Annotated in this window: 20 protein-coding genes; 15 read left to right on the plus strand and 5 right to left on the minus strand. The window is 68.1% G+C overall.

Translation table 11 applies throughout. The features are described 5' to 3' along the window. Nucleotides 1–14: 14 nt before the first annotated feature. Complete coding sequence (locus AC0IYU_RS11560) at nt 15–2,600, plus strand: bifunctional aconitate hydratase 2/2-methylisocitrate dehydratase (protein WP_472116638.1); 2,586 nt, start codon at nt 15–17, stop codon at nt 2,598–2,600. Nucleotides 2,601–2,675: 75 nt separating this feature from the next. On the opposite strand, the gene AC0IYU_RS11565 is transcribed toward AC0IYU_RS11560, so the two are convergent. From AC0IYU_RS11565 to AC0IYU_RS11575, 3 genes are read right to left on the minus strand one after another with little or no spacing between them, the layout of a single operon-like run. Beyond that, on the minus strand, nt 2,676–3,536 hold the full coding sequence (locus AC0IYU_RS11565; RefSeq protein ID WP_472116640.1) for a hypothetical protein: 861 nt from the start codon (nt 3,534–3,536) through the stop codon (nt 2,676–2,678). 12 nt (nt 3,537–3,548) lie between these two features. Continuing rightward, complete coding sequence (locus AC0IYU_RS11570; RefSeq protein WP_472116643.1) at nt 3,549–4,685, minus strand: DUF2827 domain-containing protein; 1,137 nt, start codon at nt 4,683–4,685, stop codon at nt 3,549–3,551. A gap of 18 nt (nt 4,686–4,703) precedes the next feature. Continuing rightward, on the minus strand, nt 4,704–4,982 hold the full coding sequence (locus tag AC0IYU_RS11575) for a hypothetical protein (RefSeq protein WP_472116646.1): 279 nt from the start codon (nt 4,980–4,982) through the stop codon (nt 4,704–4,706). Between AC0IYU_RS11575 and AC0IYU_RS11580 the strand changes: the two genes are divergently transcribed. The 4 genes from AC0IYU_RS11580 (at nt 4,969) to AC0IYU_RS11595 (ending at nt 10,251) form a co-directional block, all read left to right on the plus strand. Beyond that, on the plus strand, nt 4,969–6,117 hold the full coding sequence (locus AC0IYU_RS11580; RefSeq protein WP_472116648.1) for a DUF2827 domain-containing protein: 1,149 nt from the start codon (nt 4,969–4,971) through the stop codon (nt 6,115–6,117). The genes AC0IYU_RS11575 and AC0IYU_RS11580 overlap by 14 nt on opposite strands. After that, complete coding sequence (locus AC0IYU_RS11585) at nt 6,114–7,271, plus strand: DUF2827 domain-containing protein (protein ID WP_472116650.1); 1,158 nt, start codon at nt 6,114–6,116, stop codon at nt 7,269–7,271. The genes AC0IYU_RS11580 and AC0IYU_RS11585 overlap by 4 nt, the downstream gene beginning before the upstream one ends. Then, a complete protein-coding gene (locus AC0IYU_RS11590; RefSeq protein ID WP_472116653.1) occupies nt 7,268–7,894 on the plus strand; it encodes a hypothetical protein in 627 nt (208 codons plus the stop codon). The genes AC0IYU_RS11585 and AC0IYU_RS11590 overlap by 4 nt, the downstream gene beginning before the upstream one ends. Nucleotides 7,895–8,001: 107 nt before the next feature. Next, nucleotides 8,002–10,251, plus strand: a complete 2,250-nt coding sequence (locus AC0IYU_RS11595) for an acyl-CoA dehydrogenase (protein ID WP_472116656.1) — start codon at nt 8,002–8,004, stop codon at nt 10,249–10,251. Here AC0IYU_RS11595 and AC0IYU_RS11600 read toward each other — a convergent pair. Next, nucleotides 10,157–11,002 (minus strand): helix-turn-helix domain-containing protein, encoded by an 846-nt coding sequence (locus tag AC0IYU_RS11600; RefSeq protein ID WP_472116659.1) that lies wholly within the window; start codon nt 11,000–11,002, stop codon nt 10,157–10,159. The genes AC0IYU_RS11595 and AC0IYU_RS11600 overlap by 95 nt on opposite strands. Before the next feature lie 200 nt (nt 11,003–11,202). Here AC0IYU_RS11600 and AC0IYU_RS11605 point away from each other — a divergent pair, with 200 nt between their 5' ends. From AC0IYU_RS11605 to AC0IYU_RS11650, 10 genes are all read left to right on the plus strand, one after another. Then, complete coding sequence (locus AC0IYU_RS11605) at nt 11,203–14,070, plus strand: aconitate hydratase (protein ID WP_472116662.1); 2,868 nt, start codon at nt 11,203–11,205, stop codon at nt 14,068–14,070. 12 nt (nt 14,071–14,082) lie between these two features. Beyond that, complete coding sequence (locus AC0IYU_RS11610; RefSeq protein ID WP_435435305.1) at nt 14,083–14,544, plus strand: metallophosphoesterase family protein; 462 nt, start codon at nt 14,083–14,085, stop codon at nt 14,542–14,544. A 172-nt stretch (nt 14,545–14,716) separates the two neighbouring features. Beyond that, on the plus strand, nt 14,717–15,553 hold the full coding sequence (efeU, locus tag AC0IYU_RS11615) for an iron uptake transporter permease EfeU (RefSeq protein WP_472116664.1): 837 nt from the start codon (nt 14,717–14,719) through the stop codon (nt 15,551–15,553). Nucleotides 15,554–15,562: 9 nt separating this feature from the next. Further along, complete coding sequence (gene efeO, locus AC0IYU_RS11620; RefSeq protein WP_472116667.1) at nt 15,563–16,747, plus strand: iron uptake system protein EfeO; 1,185 nt, start codon at nt 15,563–15,565, stop codon at nt 16,745–16,747. Nucleotides 16,748–16,779: 32 nt separating this feature from the next. Then, on the plus strand, nt 16,780–18,099 hold the full coding sequence (gene efeB / locus AC0IYU_RS11625; RefSeq protein ID WP_472116670.1) for an iron uptake transporter deferrochelatase/peroxidase subunit: 1,320 nt from the start codon (nt 16,780–16,782) through the stop codon (nt 18,097–18,099). A 58-nt stretch (nt 18,100–18,157) separates the two neighbouring features. After that, nucleotides 18,158–18,994 carry an iron uptake system protein EfeO gene (efeO, locus tag AC0IYU_RS11630; protein WP_472116672.1) on the plus strand — a complete coding sequence of 279 codons (837 nt, stop codon included), beginning with the start codon at nt 18,158–18,160 and terminating at the stop codon, nt 18,992–18,994. A gap of 206 nt (nt 18,995–19,200) precedes the next feature. Continuing rightward, nucleotides 19,201–19,500, plus strand: a complete 300-nt coding sequence (locus AC0IYU_RS11635; protein ID WP_472116675.1) for a FeoA family protein — start codon at nt 19,201–19,203, stop codon at nt 19,498–19,500. Then, the gene (gene feoB / locus AC0IYU_RS11640) at nt 19,493–21,388 is read left to right on the plus strand and encodes a ferrous iron transporter B (RefSeq protein WP_472116678.1); all 1,896 of its coding nucleotides are present in this window, start codon (nt 19,493–19,495) and stop codon (nt 21,386–21,388) included. The genes AC0IYU_RS11635 and feoB overlap by 8 nt, the downstream gene beginning before the upstream one ends. Nucleotides 21,389–21,416: 28 nt before the next feature. After that, nucleotides 21,417–21,719, plus strand: a complete 303-nt coding sequence (locus tag AC0IYU_RS11645) for a DUF6587 family protein (protein ID WP_472116681.1) — start codon at nt 21,417–21,419, stop codon at nt 21,717–21,719. A 5-nt stretch (nt 21,720–21,724) separates the two neighbouring features. Further along, on the plus strand, nt 21,725–22,909 hold the full coding sequence (locus AC0IYU_RS11650; RefSeq protein WP_472116684.1) for an FAD-dependent monooxygenase: 1,185 nt from the start codon (nt 21,725–21,727) through the stop codon (nt 22,907–22,909). A 56-nt stretch (nt 22,910–22,965) separates the two neighbouring features. Here the strand turns inward: AC0IYU_RS11650 and AC0IYU_RS11655 are convergent, their stop codons facing one another. Next, nucleotides 22,966–24,216, minus strand: a complete 1,251-nt coding sequence (locus AC0IYU_RS11655) for an SMI1/KNR4 family protein (protein WP_472116687.1) — start codon at nt 24,214–24,216, stop codon at nt 22,966–22,968. Between the last annotated feature and the right edge of the window lie 64 nt (nt 24,217–24,280).

The following is a 24,280-nucleotide window of genomic DNA, read 5'->3' on the forward strand; positions in this document are numbered from 1 at the left end:
CCGGAGAAAAAAAGATGTTGCAAGCCTACGTTGACCATGTTGCCGAACGCGCCGCGCTCGGTATCCCGCCGCTGCCCTTGAGCGCGAAGCAGACCTCTGAAGCCATCGAGCTCCTCAAGAGCGCGAACGCCAAGGACGGCGCCTTCCTGCTCGATCTGCTCACCCATCGCGTGCCCGCCGGCGTCGACGACGCCGCCAAGGTCAAGGCGAGCTACCTCGCGGCCGTGGCCCACGGCACCGAGAAGAGCGAGTTCATTTCGCGCGCCCGCGCCACTGAATTGCTCGGCACCATGCTCGGCGGCTACAACATCAGCCCCATGATCGACCTGCTCGACGACGCCGAAGTCGGCGCCGTGGCAGCAGAAGGCCTGAAGAAAACCCTGTTGATGTTCGACCAGTTCCACGACGTCAAGGAAAAGGCCGACAAGGGCAACGTGCACGCCAAGGGCGTGTTGCAAAGCTGGGCCGACGCCGAGTGGTTCACCAGCCGCCCCGAAGTGCCGCAGAGCATCACCGTCAGCATCTTCAAGGTGGCCGGCGAAATCAACACCGACGACCTGTCGCCCGCCCCCGACGCCACCACGCGTCCCGACATCCCGATGCACGCCCTGGCGATGCACAAGAACGCGCGCCCCGGCATCGTCCCTGAAGAAGACGGCAAGCGCGGCCCGGTGAAGTTCATCGAAGACCTGCGCGCGCGCGGCCACCTCGTGGCCTACGCCGGCGACGTGGTCGGCACGGGTTCGTCGCGCAAGAGCGCCACCAACTCGGTGCTGTGGTTCACCGGCGAAGACATTCCCTTCGTACCCAACAAGCGCTTCGGCGGCGTCTGCCTCGGCGGCAAGATCGCTCCCATCTTCTACAACACCATGGAAGACTCGGGCGCACTGCCCATCGAGCTCGACGTCACGCAGATGAACATGGGTGACGTGGTCGAACTGCGCCCCTACGAAGGCAAGGCGCTGAAGGATGGCAAGGTCATCGCCGAATTCACCGTCAAGAGCGACGTGCTGTTCGACGAAGTGCGCGCCGGCGGCCGCATTCCGCTGATCATCGGCCGCGGCCTCACCACCAAGGCGCGCGAGGCGCTGGGCCTGCCCGTGTCGACCCTGTTCCGCCTGCCGACCAGCCCGGTCGACACCAAGAAGGGCTTTTCGCTCGCACAGAAGATGGTCGGTCGCGCCTGCGGCCTGCCCGAGGGCCAGGGCGTTCGCCCGGGCACGTATTGCGAACCCAAGATGACCTCGGTCGGCTCGCAGGACACCACCGGCCCGATGACGCGCGACGAACTGAAGGACCTGGCCTGCCTGGGCTTCTCGGCCGACCTCGTGATGCAGTCGTTCTGCCACACGGCGGCATACCCCAAGAAGGTCGACGTCAAGATGCACCACGAACTCCCCGAGTTCATGGCCAACCGCGGCGGCGTGTCGCTGCGCCCGGGCGACGGCGTGATCCATTCGTGGCTCAACCGCCTGCTGACGCCCGACACCGTGGGCACCGGCGGCGACAGCCACACCCGTTTCCCCATCGGCATCAGCTTCCCGGCCGGCTCGGGCCTCGTGGCGTTTGCGGCCGCTACCGGCGTGATGCCGCTGGACATGCCTGAATCGGTGCTCGTGCGTTTCAAGGGCAAGATGCAGCCCGGCGTGACGCTGCGCGACCTGGTCAACGCCATTCCGCTGTACGCCATCAAGGCGGGCCTGCTGACCGTGGCCAAGCAAGGCAAGAAGAACATCTTCTCGGGCCGCATCCTCGAGATCGAAGGCCTGCCCGACCTGAAGGTGGAACAAGCCTTCGAACTGAGCGATGCTTCGGCCGAACGCTCGGCCGCCGGTTGCACGGTGCACCTGAACAAGGAGCCGATCGCCGAGTACATCAACAGCAACATCACGCTGATGAAGTGGATGATTGCCGAAGGCTACGCCGACGCACGCACGCTCGCACGCCGCATCGCCGCCCAGGAAGCCTGGCTGGCCGACCAGCAGCTGCTCCAGGGCGATGCCGACGCCGAGTACGCCGCCGTCATCGAGATCGACCTGGCCGAGATCCACGAACCGATCGTGGCCTGCCCGAACGACCCCGACGACGTGAAGACGCTGAGCGATGTGGCCGGTGCCGTGATCGACGAAGTGTTCATCGGCTCGTGCATGACCAACATCGGCCACTTCCGCGCAGCCTCCAAGCTGCTCGAAGGCAAGCGCGACATCCCGGTCAAGCTGTGGATCGCGCCGCCCACCAAGATGGACGCGCAGCAACTCACCGAGGAAGGCCACTACGGCGTGTTCGGCAATGCCGGTGCCCGCACCGAAATGCCGGGCTGCTCGCTGTGCATGGGCAACCAGGCGCAGGTGCGCGAAGGTGCCACGGTGATGTCGACCAGCACGCGCAACTTCCCCAATCGCCTGGGCAAGAACACCAACGTGTACCTCGGCTCGGCCGAGCTGGCTGCCATCTGCTCGCGCCTGGGCCGCATCCCGACCAGGGAAGAGTACATGGCCGCCACGGGCGTGCTCGATGCCTCCAGCGCGCAGATCTACCAGTACCTGAACTTCGACAAGATCGACGACTACAAGGTGAGCGAAACCGCAGCGGCCTGCTGATCCGCCCGGCGCCTTTGCCAAGAAGAAGCCCCGCTCTGCGGGGCTTTTTTCATGGGCGCCGTCCTGTGGGGCCTCTCAGGCAGGCGGCGCGTTGGACTGCAGGTATTCCTGGCCCTTGAGCACCATGGCGGCCCCGACAGGCCCGCCCACCGCGTGCGGCAGCGAGGTCACCAGGGAGCTGGCGAAGTCGCCCCCGTAGAGCTTGGCGCCCTGGTGCGTCAGGTTCGAGTTGGCATCGATGTACACCGACTCGCCCAGCGCCGACCACAGGCGGCAGAACCCATAGTCTTCCGAGAGGTAGCGCCGCGTCTGCGGATCGACCATGACGTCGAAGAAGCGGTAGTGCAGGCCCAGGTCGGCGTCGCCGATGCCGTCGGGCACGTAGCGCAGGTCGGGGTAGCTCGCCATGAGCCGTTCGAACACGCCGCGCTTGATGGCCATGAAGCCGGTAGGCGCCTCGGTCATCTTCATGAAGCCGTCGGGCTGCACGTCGAGCTCGACCTTCGCGCTGGTCTCCGACGCCTTTGCATTGACCGTGTAGCGCGTGAACGTGGCTTCGAACCGCTGGCGCGTGGTGCCCGCGGCCACGCCCTCGGCGGGCCAGTTTTCCCGCTTCAGCGGGTACACGCCGGCGGCGATGTCGTAGTCGGCCAGCAGCAGCCGGAACGCTGCCTGCGCCGAGAACCCGATGTCGGCGTCGATCCAGAACAGATGGGTCCAGTGCGGGTTGGCCAGGAACTGCGCCACGCAGTTGTTGCGCGCCCGGGTCACCAGGCTTTCGCCCTGGTGAAAGAGCACCTGCAGGCGCATGCCGACGCGCTCGGCCTCGATGGCGAAGTTCATCATCGATACGACGTAGTTCTGGAAGAACTTGCCGTCGTGGCTCGGCGTGACGATCACGGGAAAGAACTGGGCGAGCGCGGCGGGTTCAAGCATGAACAGGTCCGGTTATCGGGCGGGGTGCTGCAAGAGGGCGAGCAGCAGGGCGTTGTAGACCTCGGTGGCTGCCGGGTTGCCGGGCAGGTAGCGTGCGATCAGGCCGCGCTGGCGTTCGCGATAGGCCGGGGCCTGCGCATCGTGCGTGTCGATGGCTTCGAGCAGGCGCGCGCAGCCCCCGGCCACGTCGTTGTCGGCGTAGTAGTAGCCGAGGTCTCCGCACAGGTGTGCGTTGTGCACCAGCGCATAGCCCTGCCAGCAGGTTTCCAGGTAGAAGTAGTTGAGCGGGTTCTCCCACTGGTGCGAGACCACGATGTCGGTGTTCTGCGCCAGGAAAACGGGCGTCTCGTGCCGGCCCAGGAACACGGCCTTGTGCTGGCGCACCAGGTCGAGCTGGTTCATCAGCGAGATGAATTCCATGTTGCCTGTGGCCATGCGCTCGGTGTTGGTGACCTGCAGCCGTTCGATGGCCTCGGGCCGCGCGCGATACGCCAGTTCGGCGATGAGCACCGGGTAGAGGCAGAACTTCACCACGTCGATGTTGGGCTCCATGACGCTGAGCCTGCGCGGGCCGCTGCGCGGCTGGTAGACCCCGGCGCCGGGCAGGGCGCGGGCGCGTTCGTCCAGGAACACCGGGCTCCAGACGAAGGGCACGGCGCGCGCCTGGGCACGGCGCAGCACCTCGAAGTAGGGCTGGCTGAGGTGCGCCACCTGCGGAACCATCCAGATGTCGTCGTAGCGCTGGTTCACGAAGAGCTTGGAACCCCAGAGGGGCCTGTCGAACAGCATCGACTCCATCGCATGCACGTACTCGAAACCGCAGCAGTAAGACACCAGCCGCGCACCGCGGCGCTTGAGGTGGTCGGTTTGCGCTGCATCGATCTGGCCGCCGAGTTCGATCAGCACGTCCACGCTGTCCTTGGCCGATTCGAAGCCCAGGGTGGGCCAGCGTGCCTGGTCCCAGGGCAGCGCGGGGGTGATGGGGGTTGCGGTGGTATTGACCAGAACCACGGACTCGACAGCGGGGCAATGCTTCAGCGCTTCTGCCAGGAACACGGCGTTTTGCTTGATGCCGTTGTTCCATAGGGTTTCGGCTTCGTGGTGGAGGCCGATGGTGACGCCGACTCGAAGCCTGGCTGCGGAATTCATCTCATTGCCTTGCAATTGTTAATTGATGGCGGCGATGGCGGCGATGGCGCGGCTTGAATTGAAACGGTGGAAATTCACTTCCCAGCAGCCGGTGAACTCTTGGATCTGCAAGCTGCAATGCCTGTCCGCGCCTGCAAAAGTGTAGGCGCAGCAGCAGGTGGACGAAATCTGTTTCTTCGGGAGAAATTGGCGGAACGAGCTGCCGCTTCCATCGGCGAACTGAATCCTCGGCATGCATTGCCGAATTGCGCGCGACTCTTTTTTGGGTACACACTGCGCGACCATGCGAATTGGCATTTCGGTCCTCACCCACGCCGGCCAGAACATCTGGGAAAACGGCATGGGCCAGAACGTGCTGTTCCTGGCCGAGTTGTTGCAGCAGATCGAATTCGTCGAATCGGTGACCTTGGTCGACGCCGGCGACCAGCCGAACATGCCGCCCCAGGTCGACCTGGCCGCGAGGGGGCTGGCTCTAGCGCGCGCCCGGGAGCTGACCGACGCGTTGGACGTGGTCATCGAAATGGCCGGTGCGCTCGACGTGCAATGGCTTTCCTACTTCCGCGCCTGCGGCGGCCGTGTCGTTTTCCACTGCGTAGGCCAGCCCTTCGTGGCCCTGGCCGAGCCCATCGTGTTCACCGACAAGGGCCACTTCAGCCGGCCCGACCGCTGCGACGAGGTGTGGCTGCTGCCCAAGGACGAGGTCTTCACGCCCATGATGCGCACGCTGCACCGCTGCCCGGTGTTCGAAGTGCCCTACCTCTGGGCGCCCCAGTTCCTGGCCCAGCGCATCGCCGAGGTCGAGGCGGCGGGATGGCGCTTCGGCTACACGCCGCGCACGCCCGCGCAGCCCGGGTTCCGCGTGGCGATCTTCGAGCCCAACATCTCGGTGGTGAAGTCCAGCAGCATCCCCATGCTGGTCTGCGACGGCGCCTACCGGGCCGAGCCGGCCGCAGTGGCGTCGATGCAGGTGCTCAACACCCTGCACATCAAGGACCACCCGACCATGCTGTACCTGGCGAACTCGCTGGACCTCGTGCGCGCACACAAGGCGGTCTTCCACGGCCGCAACGACTTCGCAGGCTTCATGGTGCAGCACGCCGACGCGGTGGTCTCGCACCAGTGGCAGAACGAGCAGAACTACAGCTACCTCGATGCGCTGTACGGCGACTACCCGCTGGTGCACAACTCGCCCTGGCTGCGCGACGCGGGCTACCGGTACCCGGACTTCGACATCGCCGCCGGCGCGCGGCAATTGCTGCAGGCCGTGCGCACGCACGACGCGCAGCTCGACGACTACCGCGCGCGCTCGCAGCGCGTGTTCGCGTCGGTCGACCCGCTCAGCCCCGCGAACGTCGACGGCTATGCGCAGCGCCTGCTGCACCTCGTGGGCGGCAATGCCGCGTTCCGCGCCGACAAAGCGAGCGCGGCATGAGCGAAACGGCACGCACCGCCATGCCGGACAGGCTCAAGGTCGGTGTGTCGATCTTCATCCGCAGGGGCGAGCAGAGCCTGTGGGAGAACGGCGTCTACCAGAACTGCCTGTTCCTCGTGATGCTGTTGCTGCGGTCGCCGCGCGTGCAAAGCGCCGTGCTGGTGGCCGGCGGCGGCGACGGCGGCCCCGCGGACGCCACCGGCTTCCTGGCCGATTCGCCGGTGCCCATCATCGACATGGCCACTGCCGCCCAGGAACTCGACCTCATGATCGAGATGAGCGCGCAGCTGGCGCGCGAATGGTCGGTGGCGTTCCGCGGCAAGGGCGGCAAGATCGTCTCGATGCGCGTGGGCAACGACTACGTGATCGACATCGAACGCATGATCTTCGACAAGCCGCACGGCCTGCTGATCTCCGGTGCGCCGTACGACGAGGTCTGGACCATTCCCGAGTACGAAAGCTCGTGCAAGCCCTACTTCGAGGCCACCTTCCGCGCGCCGGTGCGGCTGATGCCGCACCTGTGGAGCCCGATGGTGCTGGAGCGTGCCATGGCCCGTGCGCCCGAGGGCCCGGCCTTCGCCTACGAGCCCGGACGCCAGCAGTGGCGCGTGGCCATCTTCGAGCCCAACATCTGCCTGGTGAAGACCAGCTTCATTCCCATGCTCGGCTGCGAGGCGGCGCACCGCGCGCAGCCGCGGCTGATCGAAAAGATGTGGGTCTACAACAGCTTCCACCTGAAGGAGAAGCCGCTGTTCGTCGGTTTTGCGCAGAGCCTGGACATCGTGCAGCACGGGCTGGCGAGCTTCGAGGGCCGCTTTCCGGTGTACCAGGTGATGCCCGGCAAGATCGATGCGGTGTTTGCGCACCACTGGGAGAACGCGCAGAACTACCTCTTCTACGAAGCCCTGTACGGCGGCTACCCGCTGGTCCACAACTCGCACCTCATCGGCGGCTGCGGCTACCGCTACCACGGCTTCGACTGCGAAGAGGGCGGTCGGGCGCTGCAGCGCGCCTTTGCCGAGCACGACGCCGACCTGCCGGCCTACCGCGAGCGCGCACGCCGGTTCATTGCCGCGCTGGCCCCCGAGGGCGAGGAGAACGTGCGCGCCTACACGGCGGCCATCGAGCACCTGTACGCGCAAGGATCGCCATGAAGCCCACCCAGACATTGCAGCGGCTGCTGCCCGCCGTTCTCGCTGGGGTCGCCGCCGGCGCCGCGCTTGCGCAGGGCGTGCTCGTGCCGCAGGCGCCCCCGGCGGCGGCGCAGGACACGCTCACGCGCGCCGCCACCAGCGCGGGTGTCAAGCGCTGCCTGCCCGCCATCTCCCGGTTGTCCGCGCTCACGGTGCAGGGCAGCCGAGGCCACGACGTGCTGCTCGACTGGGACCGCAGGCGCCCCGATGCGGGGCCGATGTTCTCGCTCATCGGCATCCAGTACCCGAACGCCGGCGTGGCGGCGTCGATCACGGCGATTCCCGACGACAGCGGCAACTGCACCGTGTCGGCGGAGCGCATCTCGGTGGCGCCCTTCACCTGCGAGAGCGTCGCGCAGCAGGAGTTGGCCGGCTACCGCATGACCCGGCTGCTGCCCAACTTCGCCGTGTACACCGACGACAGGGAGCCCACTTCGTCGGTCTCGCTGATCGACTCGCCGCCGGGCTGCCTGGTCATCCGGCGCTATGTGGAGTACGGCTGGAAAGACCCCGGCACGGTGCCGGCCGCGGCCGCCGCGGCCCCTTCCGCCCCCCAGACGGGGCAGATGCCCAGGAAGCGCTGATCGCGCCTGTCCGACACGCAGGGACGTCCTTGACCGGCCCGCGGGGGCGGTAACAAGTCCGAACAATGATGACAATCCGCGCGCCTTGCCGCGGAAGGAGACGCATCATGCTTCTGGCGACACTCATCGGTCGATGGGCCATGCAGCCATTTTCCAAGGCGCTCCCGCCGCTGGGCGACACCGAGCGGGCGGCGCTCGAGGCCGGCACCGTCGGTTTCGAAGGGCGGCTCTTCTCGGGTACTCCCGACTTCGACGTGCTGGCCGAGATGGGACCCAACCAGCTCACCGGCCGAGAGCAGGCCTTCCTGGAGCGCGAGGTTCGCGAACTCTGCCGCATGCTCGACGACCACGCCATCGACCAGGCCCGCGACCTGCCGCCCGAAGTGTGGCGCTACCTGCGGGAGAAGCGCTTCTTCGGAATGATCATTCCCGAAGACTTCGGCGGGCTCGGCTTCAGCCATTTCGCGCATGCCACCGTGGTCACGCGCATCGCCACCGTCAACACGGCCACCGCCGTCACGGTGATGGTGCCCAACTCGCTGGGCCCCGCGGAGCTGCTGCTGCGCTACGGCACCGACGCGCAGAAGGACCACTACCTGCCGCGCCTGGCGGACGGCCGGGAGTTGCCGTGCTTCGGCCTGACCTCGCCCTATGCGGGCTCCGACGCGGCCTCCATTCCCGACCGCGGCGTGGTGGTCGAGCGCGAGTTCAACGGGCGCATGACGCGCGGCTTTCTGGTCGACTTCGACAAGCGCTACATCACGCTCGCCCCGGTCGCCACGGTCGTGGGGCTGGCCTTCCATGCGGTCGACGAAAGCAGGCCCGAGGGCGAGCGCGAACTCGGCATCACCTGCGCGCTGATTCCCGTGCCGCATGAAGGCATGGAGATCGGCCGGCGCCACCGTCCGATGGACAGCGCCTTCATGAACGGCCCCATCCGCGGCCGGCAGGTGTTCGTGCCGATGGAATGGATCATCGGCGGCGAGAAGCAGGTCGGGCAAGGCTGGCGCATGCTGATGGAGTGCCTGGCCGCGGGCCGCGCCATTTCGCTGCCTGCGCTGGGCTCGGCGATGCAGCAGACCGCGCTGTACGTGAGCAACGGCTACGGCCAGATCCGCGAGCAGTTCGGCATGCCGGTGGGCAGGTTCCATGCCATTGCGGGGCTTGTCGCGCGGATGTCCGCCGAGCTCTATGCAACCGATGCCGCCCGGCGCTTCACCGCCGCCGCGCTCGACAAGGGCGAGCAACCCAGCGTGGCCAGTGCCATCCTGAAGGTGCAGCTGACCGAGGCGGGGCGACGCGCTGTCAACCACGGCATGGACATCCTTGGGGGCAAGGGCATCATCGCCGGCCCTTCGAACCTGCTGGGCGTGTCGTACCGGCAGGCGCCGATCGCCATCACGGTGGAGGGCGCGAACATCCTCACGCGCGCGCTCATCGTGTTCGGGCAGGGCGCGGTGCGCTGCCACCCGCATGTGCTCGACGAAATGGCCGCGGTGCAGGCCAATGACGAGGCCGCGCTGGGCAAGGCGCTCATCGCGCACGGCAAGCACGTGGCGGCGAACCTGTGGCACAGCCTGTTCGGCGCGCCGGTGCTCGGCGAGCCGCCCGAAGACCTGATGCACGAAGCGAAGCTGCTGGCGCGCATGAGCGCCAAGTACGCGTTCACGGCCGACCTGGCCATGGGCATGCTCGGCGGCAAGCTCAAGCGCATGGAGCTGCTGTCCGCGCGGCTGGGCGACGTGCTGGCGCACCTCTACCTCGCCAGCTCCTGCATCTGGCGCTACCGCGTGGACGCGGCGCCCGAGATGCTGCCTTTCGCGCGCGCCGCCATCCGCCTGCAGCTGGACGAGGCCGGCAAGATCCTGCGCGACCTGTATGCCAACCTGCCGACGGCCGGCCGGCGCGTGATGGGCGCGCTGGTGCTGCGCGGCACCGCGCACCTGGCGCCGCTGCGCGATGTGCAACTGCTCGAACTGGCCGAGCTGCTGCGCAAGAACCCGCGCACCATGGCACGCCTGGCGCCCGACCTCAGCCAGCCCGCCCCGGGCGGACTGCGCGACCTGATGCATGCGATGGAACTGGGTGCGCAACTCGGCGACACGACGGCCGCGCTCAACAAGGTGCTGCGCCGCACGAACTCGCTCGAAGCGGCGGCCCGCTCGGCGCCCGACCCGGCGCTGGCGCTGGCCTACCTGAAGGCGGCCGACAAGGTGATCCAGGTGGACGACTTCGAGGGTCCGGCGCGGCAGCGTGCGGAACTCAGCCGTTCGGCTGCGACGCCAGTGCACTCAGTGCCGCCGCCGTCCGTTCGTCCGCCGGAAAGAACGACTCCACCGCCAGTTCCTGCAATGTGACGTCCACCGGCGTGCCGAAGATGGTGATGGTGCTGATGAAGCTCAGCACCCCGTTCGGCGTGACCAGCTGGAACGGCACCGCCACGGCCGACAGCGCCGTGTCGATGGCCGGCGCGTCGTGACTCACCCTGGGCGCGGGGTAGGCCGCCAGTTCGTCGTGCAACGCCTGCAGCGCGGCGTCGCCCGTGGCGGCAATCTGCTGCTGCAGCCGCTCGAGGAGGTGGGCGCGCCATTGCGCGAGGTTGGCGATGCGCGGTGCCACGCCGTCGGGGTGCAGGCTCAGGCGCAGCACGTTGATGGGCGCGCGCAGCAACTCGGGCGCGGCGCCTTCCATCAGCATCGGCACCAGCGCGTTGTGCGCCACCAGGTTCCAGTGGCGGTCCACCGCCAGCGCGGGGAAGGGCTCGTGGCCCTTGAGCACCAGGTCGACCGCGCGGCGCGCGGCCGCCATGGCCGGGTCGTCCAGCGAGCGCTGGCGGTACATGGGCGCGAAACCGGCCGCCACCAGCAGCGCATTGCGCTCGCGCAACGGCACGTCCAGCCGCTCGGCCAGGCGCAGCACCATCTCGCGGCTGGGCGCGGCGCGCCCGGTTTCGACGTAGCTGAGGTGCCGGGTCGACACGTCCGCCTCCTGCGCCAGGTCGAGCTGGCTCAGGCGGCGGTGGGTGCGCCAGTGCCGCAGGTGCACGCCGAACGGGTCGCGCGCGCCGGGCTGGACGGCCTTGGACGAATGGGGGCGGGGGGTGCTCATGGAGCCGCATTCTGGCGCCGCGGCGGCCAGACGCCATGACCTCCCAGGTCATGAACGTCCTGCCCACGGGGCCCGGTTCGTTCGGAAGGCACCGTGGAACCGGCTTCGCCGCCGGGGCGACTTCAGTTACCTGACTACAACAGCTGACATTGATCCCCGCTATCCTTTGGGAGCTTCCACGAACACACAGGAGTTTCCCTATGGCCAAAGCACCGGCTCACGCCTTTGCGTCCACCCTCAAGACCTTCAAGACAGCATCGGGCAAGTCCGGCAAATACTGGTCCCTGAAGGAGCTGGCCAAGCAATACCCGACCATCGAGCGCCTGCCGGTCTCCATTCGCATCGTGCTCGAATCCGTGCTGCGCAACTGCGACGGGCAGAAGGTCTTGCCCAAGCACGTCGAAGAGCTGGCGCACTGGGCCCCCAATGCGGAACGCACCGACGAAATTCCCTTCGTCGTCACCCGCGTGGTGCTGCAGGACTTCACCGGCGTGCCGCTGCTGGCCGACCTGGCTGCCATGCGCAGCGTGGCCGCCAAGCTGGGCAAGTCGCCCAAGACCATCGAGCCGCTGGTGCCGGTGGACCTGGTGGTCGACCACTCGGTGATGGTCGACTACTACGGCACGCCCAAGGCGCTCGACCTCAACATGAAGCTGGAGTTCCAGCGCAACAACGAGCGCTACCAGTTCATGAAGTGGGGCATGCAGGCCTTCGACACCTTCCGTGTCGTGCCGCCGGGCTTCGGCATCGTCCACCAGGTCAACCTCGAGTACTTTGCACGCGGCGTCTACACGAGCCCGCACGACAAGGCCGAGGTGCCCACCTACTACCCCGACTCGCTGGTCGGCACCGACAGCCACACCACCATGATCAACGGCGTGGGCGTGGTCGGCTGGGGCGTGGGCGGCATCGAGGCCGAGGCGGCCATGCTGGGCCAGCCGGTCTACATGCTCACGCCCGACGTGGTGGGCTTCGAGCTCACCGGCAAGCTGCGCGAAGGCGTGACCGCCACCGACCTGGTGCTGTTCGTCACGGCCATCCTGCGGGCTGAAAAGGTGGTGGGCAAGTTCGTCGAATTCTTCGGCCCCGGTGCCGCGTCCATTGCCGTGCCCGACCGCGCGACCATCGGCAACATGGCGCCCGAGTACGGCGCGACCATGGGCTTCTTCCCGGTCGACGACATGACCGTGGCGTACTTCGAAGGCACCGGCCGCACCAAGGAAGAGGTCGAGCGCTTCGCCGCCTACTACAAGGCGCAGGGCCTGTACGGCATGCCTGCGCCCGGCGACATCGACTACACCAAGATCGTGCGCCTCGACCTGGGCACCGTGTCGCCCAGCCTGGCCGGCCCCAAGCGCCCGCAGGACCGCATCGACCTGGGCCACCTGGCCACCAAGTTCTCGGAGCTCTACAGCAAGCCCAACGACGCCAACGGCTTCAACCAGCCGGCCGACAAGCTCAAGCTGCGCTACCCGCTGGTCACCGCGCCCCAGGGCAGCGACGACGAAGCCGCCGCGCCGCCCGCCGGTTCGCCGCGCGACGTGGTCGAGATGGTGGCCAACCGCTCGACCAAGGCCGCCGCGCACACCAGCGCCACCGCACCGAGCGCCCCCAAGGGCCAGGTCACCATCGGCAACGGCGACGTGCTGATCGCGGCCATCACCTCGTGCACCAACACCTCGAACCCGAGCGTGATGCTGGCTGCCGGCCTGCTGGCCAAGAAGGCGGTGGAGGCGGGCCTGACGGTCAAGCCGCACATCAAGACCTCGCTGGCGCCGGGTTCGCGCATCGTCACCGAATACCTGGAGAAGGCCGGCCTGCTCACGTACCTGGAAAAGCTCGGCTTCTACCTGGCCGGCTACGGCTGCACCACCTGCATCGGCAACGCCGGGGACCTGACGCCCGAGATCAACGAGGCCATCACCAAGAACGACCTCGTCGGCGCGGCCGTGCTCTCGGGCAACCGCAACTTCGAGGCGCGCATCCACCCGAACCTGAAGGCCAACTTCCTGGCTTCGCCGCCGCTGGTGGTGGCCTTTGCCATTGCCGGCAATGTGATGACCGACCTGATGACCGAGCCCGTGGGCAAGGGCAAGAACGGCAAGGACGTGTACCTGGGCGACATCTGGCCCACGCCGAAGGAAATCGACGACAACCTGCGCTACGCCATGAATGCCAAGTCGTTCCGCGCGAACTACGACAAGGTCAAGACCGATCCGGGCAAGTTCTGGAGCAGCATCAAGGGCACCGACGGGCAGGTCTACGACTGGCCCAAGTCGACCTACATCGCCGAGCCGCCGTTCTTCGAGGGCTTCAAGATGAAGCCGCACGCGTCCGACGCGGGCTTCAAGAGCGCGCGCATCATGGCGCTGTTCGGCGACTCGATCACCACCGACCACATCTCGCCGGCCGGCTCCATCAAGGACAGCTCCCCCGCGGGCATCTGGCTCAAGGCGCACGGCGTGCCCAAGGCCGACTTCAACAGCTACGGTTCGCGCCGCGGCAACCATGACGTGATGATGCGCGGCACCTTCGCCAACGTGCGCATCAAGAACCTCATGATTCCGCCGGACGCCAACGGCACGCAGGAGGAAGGCGGTGTCACGCTGTTCCAGCCCGGCAACCAGAAGATGTTCATCTACGACGCCGCCATGAAGTACATGGAAGAGGGCACCCCCACGGTGGTGTTCGGCGGCGAGGAGTACGGCACCGGCTCGTCGCGCGACTGGGCCGCCAAGGGCACGCAGCTGCTGGGCATCAAGGCCGTGGTGGCGCGCAGCTTCGAGCGCATCCACCGCGCCAACCTGGTCGGCATGGGCGTGCTGCCGCTGCAGTTCCGCGGCGCCGATTCGTGGCAGACGCTGGGCCTCACGGGCGACGAGAAGATCGACGTGGTGATCGGCAGCGAGCTCAAGCCGCAGATGGACGTGAAGCTGGTCGTGCACCGCCCCGACGGCACCCACCAGGAGGTGACGGTGCGCCTGCGCATCGACACGCCGATCGAGGTCGACTACTACAAGCACGGGGGCATCCTGCCGTTCGTGCTGCGGCAGCTGCTGTCGGCTTGACGCCTTGATCCCTTGCTGCGGATAGGGCTCATCTCCGACACCCACGGCCTGCTGCGCCCGCAGGCCGTGGCAGCCCTGCGGGGCAGCGACTTCATCGTGCATGGCGGGGACATCGGCAACGCCGGCATCCTCGACGCGCTGCGCGCCATGGCGCCGCTGACCGTGGTGCGCGGCAACAACGACCGCGAACCGTGGGCCGAGGGCATTGCCGAGACCGAGCGGGTGGCGTTCGGCGGCGTTCATCTTCATGCCCTTCATGACCTTGCGCAACTCGACATCGACCCGGCCGCCGCCGGCGTGCGCGTGGTGGTCTCGGGCCATTCGCACAAGCCGAAGATCGAGGAGCGCGGCGGCGTGCTCTACGTCAATCCGGGCAGCGCGGGGCCGCGCCGCTTCACCTTGCCCATCGCGGTGGCCGAGCTTTTGATCGACGGCGACGCCGTCAGCGCGCGCATCGTCGAACTCGCCGTCTGAGCGGTCGGTGCGCGAGGCCGGGCAATCATTGCCATTCGGCAAGCAAAGACCACAAATGAGAATGCATCTTATTTGATGGGTTATCCTCGTTCGCTCCTCCGTGGAGCCAACGCCAAGCGCTGCTGAACGTGCCGGCTCCGGAGGGTTTTCTCTGCCCTGGATCCCGAAGCCGATGCTTATTCCCTTTCTCATCATGCTGCGCGAAGGCATCGAAGCCGCGCTGATCGTCGGCATCGTTGCCAGCTACCTCAAGCAAAGCGGACGCGGCGCGCTGATGCCCGCGGTGTGGGTCGGCGTGCTGCTGGCCACCGCGCTGTCTCTGTTCGCGGGCGCGGGCCTGCAATTGCTGGCGGCGGAGTTTCCGCAGAAGCAGCAGGAACTGTTCGAGGGCGTGGTCGGGCTCATCGCCGTGGTCATGCTGACCTCGATGGTGTTCTGGATGCGCAAGGCCGCGCGCTCCATCAAGGGCGAGCTGCAGGCCTCCATCGACAAGGCGCTCACCCGGGGCGCGGACGGGCAGGGCTGGGCGCTCATCGGCATGGTGTTTCTCGCCGTGGCGCGCGAAGGGCTGGAGTCGGTGTTCTTCCTGCTGGCCGTGTTCCAGCAGAGCAGCGGCTGGGAAGCCCCGGTGGGCGCGCTGGCCGGCATCGCCGTGTCGGTGGCGATCGGCTGGGGCCTGTATTCGGGCGGCGTGCGGCTCGACCTGCGCCGCTTCTTCCGCTACACGGGCCTGTTCATTCTTCTGGTGGCGGCCGGTTTGCTGGCCGGCGTGCTGCGCAAGCTGCACGAGGGCGGCGTGTGGAACCACCTGCAGGCGGTGGTGTTCGACATGAGCGCGACGCTGCCCATGGACAGCCCCGGGGGCGCCGTGCTCTCAGGCCTGCTGGGCTACCAGGCCGCGCCCGTGGTGGGCGAGGTCGTCGTCTACCTGGCCTTCCTGGCCGTGGCCCTGTTCTTCTTCCTGCGCCCGGCCCCGGCCGCGGCGCCACGCGCGGCTGCGGCCGGCTGAAACGCAGTCATGTCTTCTCCCGAAACCAAAGCCCCTTCGTCCACCCTCATGCGCGTGGCGGTGGCCGCGTCGGCCCTGCTGGTCGTGGCCGGCCTCGCCGCCTTCTGGTACGCCTCGAACGAGGCCAGGAAGGCGCCGGCCAAGGCCGCCGACAACGCCGTGACCGTCACCATCCAGGACAACGCCTGCGACCCCAGCGAGATCACCGTGCCCGCGGGGCGCACCACCTTCACCATCGTCAACAAGTCGAACCGCGCGCTGGAATGGGAAATTCTCGACGGCGTGATGGTGGTGGAAGAGCGCGAGAACATCGCGCCGGGCTTCTCGCAGACCATGACCGTGAAGCTGCAGCCGGGCGAGTTCGCCATCACCTGCGGCCTCCTGAGCAACCCGCGCGGCAAGCTGCGCGTGACGCCCTCGGCCGCGTCCGACGCAGAAGCGGCGCGGCCGTCGCTGGTCAACTACGTGGGCGCGCTGGCCGAGTACCAGGTGTTCCTGCGGCTGGAAGCCGGCTCGCTCGACGACGCGGTGCGCGCACTGGCCGACGCGGTGAAGGCGGGCGACCTGCCGCAGGCGAGGGCGCTCTACGCGCCGGCGCACCAGGCCTACAAGCGCATCGAGCCGATGGCCGAGCTGTTCGCCGACCTGGACACGCGCATCAACGCGCGCGCCGACTATTTCGAGAAGCGCGAGGCCGATGCCGGCTTCTCCGGCTTCCACCGCATCGAGTACGCGCTGTACAGCCAGAACGACGTGAAGTCGCTGGCGCCCGTGGTCGAGCAATTGCTGGCCGACATCGGCGTGCTGAAGGAGCGCCTGCGCGCGCTGAACATGCCGCCCGAGCGGCTGGCCGGTTCGGCGTCGAAGCTGCTGCGCCGCGTGGCCGACAACCTGCCTGCAGGCGGCGAAGACCACTACGGCCATGCCGAGCTGGTGAACCTGCAGGGCACCTGCGAAGGCACGAAGAAGATCTCCGAACTGCTTCAGCCGCTGCTGGTGAAGGCCGCGCCCGCGCTGCAAAAGAGCGTGGACGAACGCTTCGCGGCCTTCGACGCCGCACTGGCGCCGTACCGCGAAGGCGAGGGCTTCAAGGCTGCGCCGCTGGACGAGGCGCAAAGAAAGGCACTGGCCGAACCCGTGCGCGCGCTGGCCGAGGAACTCGGCAAGGTGAATGCCGCGCTCGGGCTGGAATGAGTCGAAAGCGAGACCGCAAGCAAGAACCCCCCATGGAAAAGTCGAAGAACGCAACCGTCGCCCCCCAAGGGCAACCCGCCTCCCCGCACCGCCGCCGCATGCTCGGCGCCGCCGGCGTGGCATTCGCAGGCCTGGCCGCCGCGGCCCACTCGGCCCACTCGGCCCCTGCAGCCGGCACGCCCGACAGCGGCGCCCAGGTCACCGACGCGCCCGAAAGCACCCACACGCAAGACCGCGTGCCCTTCCGCGGCAAGCACCAGGCGGGCATCGTCACGCCGCGCCCGGTGGCCGGCATGGTTGCCTCCTTCTTCGTGCTGGCCGAGAACCGCGCCGACCTGGAGCGCCTGTTCCGCACGCTGACCGAGCGCATCGCCTTTCTCACGCAGGGCGGCCCGCAGGCCGACCCCGATCCCAAGCTGCCGCCCGCGGGCTCCGGCATCCTCGGGCCGGTGGTGCAGCCCGACGGGCTGACGGTGACGGTATCGGTCGGCACCTCGCTGTTCGACGAACGCTTCGGCCTCGCGAAGAAGAAGCCGGTGCGCCTCAACCAGATGCAGCGCCACCCGAACGACGCGCTGGACGCCGCGCTGTGCCACGGCGACCTGTCGATCCAGTTCTGCGCCAACACGCCGGACACCAACATCCACGCGCTGCGCGACATCATCAAGAACACGCCCGACCTGCTGGTGCTGCACTGGAAGCAGGAAGGCACCGTGCCGCCGATTCCGGCCGTGCCCGGCAAGCCTTCGGAGAGCGCGCGCAACTTCCTCGGCTTTCGGGACGGTTCGGCCAACCCCGACTCGGCCGACAACAAACTCATGGACGGCATCGTGTGGGTGCAGCCCGGCGGCGACGAGCCGGCCTGGGCCGTGGGCGGCAGCTACCAGGCGGTGCGCATCATCCGCAACTTCGTGGAGCGCTGGGACCGCACGCCGCTGCAGGAGCAGGAGGCCATCATGGGCCGCATGAAGCCCACCGGCGCGCCGATGGACGGCGGCAGGACCGAGCACGACGTGCCCGACTACACCAGGGACCCCGAAGGCAAGCGCACCCCCATGGACGCGCACATCCGCCTGGCGAACCCGCGCACCAGGGCCTCGGACAAGAACCTCATGCTGCGCCGGCCCTTCAACTACTCGAACGGCGTCACCAAGTCGGGCCAGCTCGAAATGGGGCTGCTGTTCATCTGCTACCAAGCGAACCTGGAGAACGGCTTCATCGCCGTGCAGACGCGCCTGGACGGCGAGCCGCTCGAGGAATACATCAAGCCCATCGGCGGCGGCTTCTTCTTCACGCTGCCGGGCGTACAGGACGCGCAGGACTGGCTGGGCCGTTCGCTGCTGGCTGCCTGAGCGTCACTCGCTCCCGCCCCTCAAGTTTTTTTCACGACCTCGAACATTCAGGAGATCCATGACCGTGCAGTTCCGCCGCCACTTCCTCGCCACTTTCGTCGCCGGTTTCGCCGGGCTCTACGCCGTGGGCGCACAGGCCGCCGTGTCGCCGCTCGAGCTGGTCGGACCGATCTCCGACTACAAGATCTACGTGGCCGAGAACGTGCGCAAGCTGGCGACGGACGTGCGCGCCTTCACCGCCGCGGTGAAGGCCGGCGACATCGAGAAGGCGAAGAAGCTGTACGCGCCGACGCGCACGAGCTACGAGCGCATCGAGCCCGTGGCCGAACTGTTCAACGACCTCGACAAGGCGATCGACTCGCGCGCCGACGACCACGAGAAGGCCGAGAAGGACCCGGCCTTCGGCGGCTTCCACCGCATCGAATACGGACTGTGGACGCAGAAGAGCACCAAGGAGCTGAACCCCGTGGCCGACAAGCTGCTGGCCGACGTGCTGGAGCTGCAGAAGCGCCTGTTCGCGCTGACCTTTCCGCCCGAGAAGGTGGTGGGCGGCGCCGCGGTGCTGATGGAAGAGGTGGCCGCCACCAAGATTTCGGGCGAGGAGAACCGCTACAGCCACACCGACCTGTGGGACTTCCAGTCGAACTTCGAGGGCGCCTTCAAGATCGTCGAGCTGCTGCGCCCGCTGGTGGTGAAGGAAAACAAGGCCTTCTCGGACAAGACCGACGCCAACTTCAAGGTGGTGTTCGACACCCTGGCCAAGTACAGGACGGCGGACGGCGGCTTCGAAACCTACGCGAAGCTCACCGAACGCGACCGCAAGCTGCTGGCCGGGCGGGTCAACACCCTGGCGGAAGACCTCTCGAAACTGCGCGGCATGCTCGGGCTGAACTAGGCTCGCCCCCAGGCTTCGCGCACTTCATGTTGCTTCTCCAACCCCCTGGCGCGGGCAACACCAGAGGCCCGGCAAAGCCGGTTCCTCGGTGTTTCTGGCCTTGCGGCCCCCTTTTTTGCGGGGTTGGTCAGGTTTGTGCGATTGAGAATTGCTAGCATCCGGGTATTGCTTACTGGCGTGCCCGATATTCCTGGCGCCCTCTCACCGTGCAAACCAACGACCTCGGCGCAGTGCCGGCCTCCGCCGCCCTGCGCCTCGACCAGCTTCCGAACAACCAGTGGGCCACCGTGCTCGACGTGGCCCGCCCCGAGGGGGCGGACGACCGTGAACTCGTGCTGCGCCTGACCGAAATCGGCTTTGTCCCCGGCGAAGCCGTGCGCATCGTCGCAAGCGGCATCCCGGGCCGCGAGCCGCTGGCGGTCCGCCTGGGCCACACCACCTTCGCCTTGCGCCGCCACGAGGCCGCGCTGATCCATGTCACGCCGGGAGCCGCCAACCATGGTTGAAGCCGTCATCCAGGGCCCGGGTCGCCTCGCCGCCACTGCGCAGCCGGGGCGCATCGCCTTGCTGGGCAACCCCAACTGCGGCAAGACCGCGCTGTTCAACCTGCTGACCGGCAGCCGCCAGAAGGTGGCCAACTACGCCGGCGTGACGGTCGAGCGCAAGGAAGGCACGCTGCGCACCGCCTCGGGCCGCCGCGTGTTCGTGCTCGACCTGCCGGGCGCCTACAGCCTGAATGCGCTGAGCGCCGACGAGGCCGTCACGCGCGACGTCGTCACCGGCCAGAGCAAGGAGGCCCTGCCCGACCTGCTGGTGTGCGTCACCGACGCCACCAACCTGCGGCTGAACCTGCGGCTGGTGCTCGAGGCCAGGCGGCTCGGCCTGCCGATGGTGATGGCGCTCAACATGACCGACATGGCCAGGAAGCAGGGCATCGTGGTCGACACCGCCGTGCTGTCGCGCGAACTCGGCATACCCGTCATCGAGACCGTCGGCGTGCACACCGGCGGCGCCAAGGGCCTGCTCGAAGCGCTCGACACGCCCGTGGCCGCCGCCGCGCCGCAGCCCTGGCAGGCGCCGGGGCTCGACGACGTGCTGGCCACGCAGCGCGAGGTGCGCCGCATTCTGGGCCTGGCGGTGCGGGAGCCGGTCGGCAGCCTGGCCACCAGCGACCGCATCGACCGCGTGGTGCTGCATCCCGTGTGGGGCATGCTGGTGCTGGCCGTCACCATGTTCCTGATGTTCCAGGCCGTGTTCAGCTGGGCCAACGTGCCGATGGACGCCATCAAGGCCGGCACCGAGGCGCTAGGGGGCCTGCTCAAGGCGCACATGCCCGAAGGCATGCTGCAGAGCCTGCTGGTCGACGGCGTGATCGCGGGCGTGGGCGGCGTCATCGTCTTCCTGCCGCAGATCCTGATTCTTTTTCTGTTCATCCTGGCGCTGGAAGACTCGGGCTACCTGCCGCGCGCGGCCTTCCTGCTCGACCGCGTGATGGGCACCGTGGGGCTGTCGGGACGCTCGTTCATTCCGCTGCTCTCCAGCTTTGCCTGCGCCATTCCGGGCGTGATGGCCACGCGCACCATCAGCAACTGGCGCGACCGCATCACGACCATCATGATCGCGCCGCTGATGACCTGCTCGGCGCGGTTGCCGGTGTATGCGCTGCTCATCGCGGCCTTCATTCCGGCGCGCACCGTGGGCGGCGTCTTCAACCTGCAGGGCGTGGTGCTGTTTGCGCTGTATGTGTTCGGCATTGTCTCGGCCATGGCCGTGGCCTGGGTGATGAAGCGCTTCCGCGACAACACCTCGCATTCGCCGCTGCTGATGGAGCTGCCTGCCTACCGCTGGCCGAACCCGCGCAACCTGGCGCTGGGCCTGTACGAGCGGGCCTGGATCTTCATCCAGCGCGTGGGCACGATCATCCTCACGCTGACCATCCTGCTGTGGTTCCTGTCGACCTTTCCGTCGCCGCCCGAAGGCGCGACGGGGCCGGCCATCCAGTACAGCCTGGCCGGCATGATCGGGCGCGGGCTGGAGCACATCTTCGCGCCCATCGGCTTCAACTGGCAGATCTCGATCGCGCTGGTGCCGGGCATGGCGGCGCGCGAGGTGGCGGTGGGGGCGCTGGGCACGGTGTACGCGCTGTCTTCCACCGGCGACGACGTGGCGGGCCAGCTCGAGCCGCTGATCGCGGGCAGCTGGTCGCTGGCGACCGCGCTGTCGCTGCTGGTCTGGTACGTGTTCGCGCCGCAGTGCATCTCGACGCTGGCGGCCGTGAAGCGCGAGACGGGTTCGTGGAAGTACGTGTGGATCATGGCCGGCTACCTGTTCGCGCTGGCCTACGCCGCCTGCTTCATCACCTACCGCGTTGCGGTGGCACTCGGCGCAGGTTAAAACCGACAGCGAAAGGGCTCAACAAGAAATGGCACAGCAACTGATCGTCGGATTGATCGTCGCGGCGGCCGCGTTCTACGCGGTCTGGCGCTGGATGCCCGCGGGCTGGCGGCGCGGTGCCGCACAGAAGCTTGCGGCCGGCACGCACCGCGCGGGCTGGGTCGACGAAGAGCGCGCCAGGGCGCTCGCCGCCTCGCTGGCCAAGACCTCGGGCTGCGGCTCGTGCGACAGCTGCGGCAGCTGTGCGCCCAAGACCCCCGTCAAGCAACCGGAAGCCGGCCAGGCCACCCCCCACGCACCCAGCGCGCAGTCGTCCACGCACAGCCGCTGAGACCGATGCCCGCGCACATCCTGGTCGCCGGCGGCGGCATCGGGGGGCTGGCCACTGCGCTGGCGCTTTCACGTCGGCATCACCGCGCCGACGTCTTCGAGCAGGCTGCGGCCTTCGGTGAAATCGGCGCCGGCGTGCAGCTCGGCCCCAACGCCACGCGGCGCCTTCAGCAACTCGACCTCGGCACGGGGCTCGCGGCCATCGCGGCGCAGCCCGATGCGCTCGTGGTCCACAGCGCCGACAGCGGCTCGGAGCTGGCCCGCATGCCGCTGGGGGACACCATGCGCCAGCGCTACGGCGCGCCTTACTTTTGCGTGCACCGCGCCGACCTGCACGGCCTGCTGCTCGACGCCGTGCGCGCACGGGGCAACGGCACCCTGGTCACCTCTGCCCGCATCCAGCAGGTCGAGACCGGCGACGAGCTCGTCTGCCTGTCGAGCACCGACGCCCGCGCCTGGGAAGGCGAGGCGATCGTCGGGGCCGACGGCCTGTGGAGCATGGTGCGCCGGCAGCTCGACACGCCATCGGCCGACGAACCGCCCCGCGTCACCGGTCACACGGCATGGCGCGCCATGGCCGAGCAGTCGCGCCTGCCCGCCGCGTTGCGGCGCACGCAGGTCCATGTCTGGCTCGGCCCGCGGCTGCATGCGGTGGCGTATCCGGTGCGCGGCGGGGCATGGCTCAACGTGGTGGTGATCGCCGAATCGGCACCCGCAGGCGATGCGCGCGACTGGGACCAGTCCGGCAGCATCGCCGCCTTGAAGCAGGCCATGGGCCGCAGCTGCGCGGGCCTGCAGGCCTTGCTGGATGCGATGCCCGGCTGGCGTGCATGGTCGCTCGGCGACCGTGCGCCCATGACGAGCGCCGCCGACATGGCGAACGAGCGCGTGGCGCTGGTGGGCGATGCGGCGCATCCGATGGTCCCGTACCTCGCGCAGGGCGCGGGCATGGCGATCGAGGACGCGGTGGCCTTGGCCGATGCGCTCGGCGACGGTGACGCGGTCCAGGTACCGGCCGCGTTCGCGCGCTATGCCGAGGCGCGCTGGGCGCGCAACGCGCAGGTACAGGCGCGGGCCCGCCGCAATGGCGAGATCTTCCATGCCACGGGGGCTGTGCGCCTGGGGCGCGACATGGCGATGCGCCTGCTGGGCGCGAAGCTGCTGGACCAGCCCTGGCTGTACGGCGGCTGAGCCAAAGACGAGCGCGCGCTGAACCACGCGCACAACGCACAGCGGAGCTAAAGATCTCAGAGCCTGAAGGTCTGAAGATGCTCGATGCGCTCCGCGATCCCCTCCTGCCCGAGGTAGTGGCCGTACGCGCCGTCCTGCATTTTGGAGAGCGTGCTTTCCAGGTCGAGCAGCATCGCGTCGCGGTCCTCGATGAAAGCGGGCGGCACGTCGATGCCCGCTGCCGCACAGGCCTCCGCGATGAGGTGCGCGCTCGCTGGCGCACCGCAGGCCGCGCACTTCACGATGGCCGCCACGCTGGGCTCCGCGCCGTTGTCCAGCAACGCCTTCGTGAGCTCGGGCGAGATCTGCCCGTCGATGTTGCCCAATGCGTCGGCCGCCACCGGGGCGCCCGCACGCACCAGCGCGGCGGCTGCGGCAAAGGCGCCATGTCCCACGGCCACATCGGTGGCCAGCGCGCTGCCTTGCTGCGGCCCGTCGAAGCCCACGCCCGCGGCGGCAAGCTCGGCGACCAGCTCGGCATCGTCCGTCCCGATGGCATGGTTCAAGGCCGCGCGCGCCAGCGAGGGGTGATGGCGCAGCGTGCCCTCGGCCAGCGGCGTGCGCCAGTCGACCACGGTGCGGCTGTAGAAGGCCACCAGCCGGTCCATCAGGTCGAGGTCGAGCCCGTGTTCCTCGTGCCGGTCGTCCAGGTATTCGAGCAGCGTCTGCCCGGAGAAATAGTCGCTCGTGGGTGCCAGCGGGTCTTCGTCGAGGTGCAGCGCTGCAAGGGCGCCATGCACGTCGGCGGCAACGGTGTTCACGCTGTCTTCATGCAGCGCGTGCGTCCATGCGGGTGGGAGGCCCTTCTTCCAGGCGACCACCTGACCGTGCTCGGCACCCGGCTCCACCACCACGTAGATGCGGTCGGTGTACTCGAAGCCGCCAAAGGGCAGGTGCGTGAGCTTGCCGCTCCACGGCGTGCCGTTGTCCCGCGCGGCTTCCCCGGCGAGTTCCAGCTCGTGGTCGATCCAGCCCTGCAGGTCGTGGTAGCCGTCGCTGCCGTTCCAGAACAGTTCGCTCCAGCTGATGGCTTCGAGGTTGCCGTTCATCTCCAGCGACAGGTCGTAGTCGAGCCGGCCGCCCGCCGTGGTCTTCCACAGCGCGCGCAGCGCTTCGGGAACAGGGCCTGCGCACTGCGCCTGCACGGCGTCGATCTGCAGCTCGGTCATCGGCGGCTGTGCGTCGAAGATCACGCGGTTGGCGAACAGCACGATGCCGTGTTCGCGAAGGGTGGAGAGCTCGTCGGGTGTGAACCGGGTGTCGTTCATGCGGGGTCTCCGTTGTTTGCAAAACTGTAGCGCTTTGCTTCGACGGGGCAATCCGTGCCACCCC

Source organism: Variovorax sp. AC103, assembly GCF_979254005.1.

What these genes read in the sequence shown, in the direction of transcription:
- AC0IYU_RS11580 (WP_472116648.1), top strand. Translation starts at nt 4,969, where the DNA reads ATGCGAATTGGCATTTCGGTCCTCACCCACGCCGGCCAGAACATCTGG.
- AC0IYU_RS11650 (WP_472116684.1), top strand. Translation starts at nt 21,725, where the DNA reads ATGCCCGCGCACATCCTGGTCGCCGGCGGCGGCATCGGGGGGCTGGCC.
- AC0IYU_RS11585 (WP_472116650.1), top strand. Translation starts at nt 6,114, where the DNA reads ATGAGCGAAACGGCACGCACCGCCATGCCGGACAGGCTCAAGGTCGGT.
- AC0IYU_RS11605 (WP_472116662.1), top strand. Translation starts at nt 11,203, where the DNA reads ATGGCCAAAGCACCGGCTCACGCCTTTGCGTCCACCCTCAAGACCTTC.
- efeB (WP_472116670.1), top strand. Translation starts at nt 16,780, where the DNA reads ATGGAAAAGTCGAAGAACGCAACCGTCGCCCCCCAAGGGCAACCCGCC.
- AC0IYU_RS11570 (WP_472116643.1), bottom strand. Translation starts at nt 4,685, where the DNA reads ATGAATTCCGCAGCCAGGCTTCGAGTCGGCGTCACCATCGGCCTCCAC.
- AC0IYU_RS11590 (WP_472116653.1), top strand. Translation starts at nt 7,268, where the DNA reads ATGAAGCCCACCCAGACATTGCAGCGGCTGCTGCCCGCCGTTCTCGCT.
- AC0IYU_RS11655 (WP_472116687.1), bottom strand. Translation starts at nt 24,216, where the DNA reads ATGAACGACACCCGGTTCACACCCGACGAGCTCTCCACCCTTCGCGAA.
- AC0IYU_RS11575 (WP_472116646.1), bottom strand. Translation starts at nt 4,982, where the DNA reads ATGCCAATTCGCATGGTCGCGCAGTGTGTACCCAAAAAAGAGTCGCGC.
- AC0IYU_RS11600 (WP_472116659.1), bottom strand. Translation starts at nt 11,002, where the DNA reads ATGAGCACCCCCCGCCCCCATTCGTCCAAGGCCGTCCAGCCCGGCGCG.
- AC0IYU_RS11560 (WP_472116638.1), top strand. Translation starts at nt 15, where the DNA reads ATGTTGCAAGCCTACGTTGACCATGTTGCCGAACGCGCCGCGCTCGGT.
- AC0IYU_RS11595 (WP_472116656.1), top strand. Translation starts at nt 8,002, where the DNA reads ATGCTTCTGGCGACACTCATCGGTCGATGGGCCATGCAGCCATTTTCC.
- AC0IYU_RS11645 (WP_472116681.1), top strand. Translation starts at nt 21,417, where the DNA reads ATGGCACAGCAACTGATCGTCGGATTGATCGTCGCGGCGGCCGCGTTC.
- efeO (WP_472116672.1), top strand. Translation starts at nt 18,158, where the DNA reads ATGACCGTGCAGTTCCGCCGCCACTTCCTCGCCACTTTCGTCGCCGGT.
- AC0IYU_RS11565 (WP_472116640.1), bottom strand. Translation starts at nt 3,536, where the DNA reads ATGCTTGAACCCGCCGCGCTCGCCCAGTTCTTTCCCGTGATCGTCACG.
- efeO (WP_472116667.1), top strand. Translation starts at nt 15,563, where the DNA reads ATGTCTTCTCCCGAAACCAAAGCCCCTTCGTCCACCCTCATGCGCGTG.
- efeU (WP_472116664.1), top strand. Translation starts at nt 14,717, where the DNA reads ATGCTTATTCCCTTTCTCATCATGCTGCGCGAAGGCATCGAAGCCGCG.
- feoB (WP_472116678.1), top strand. Translation starts at nt 19,493, where the DNA reads ATGGTTGAAGCCGTCATCCAGGGCCCGGGTCGCCTCGCCGCCACTGCG.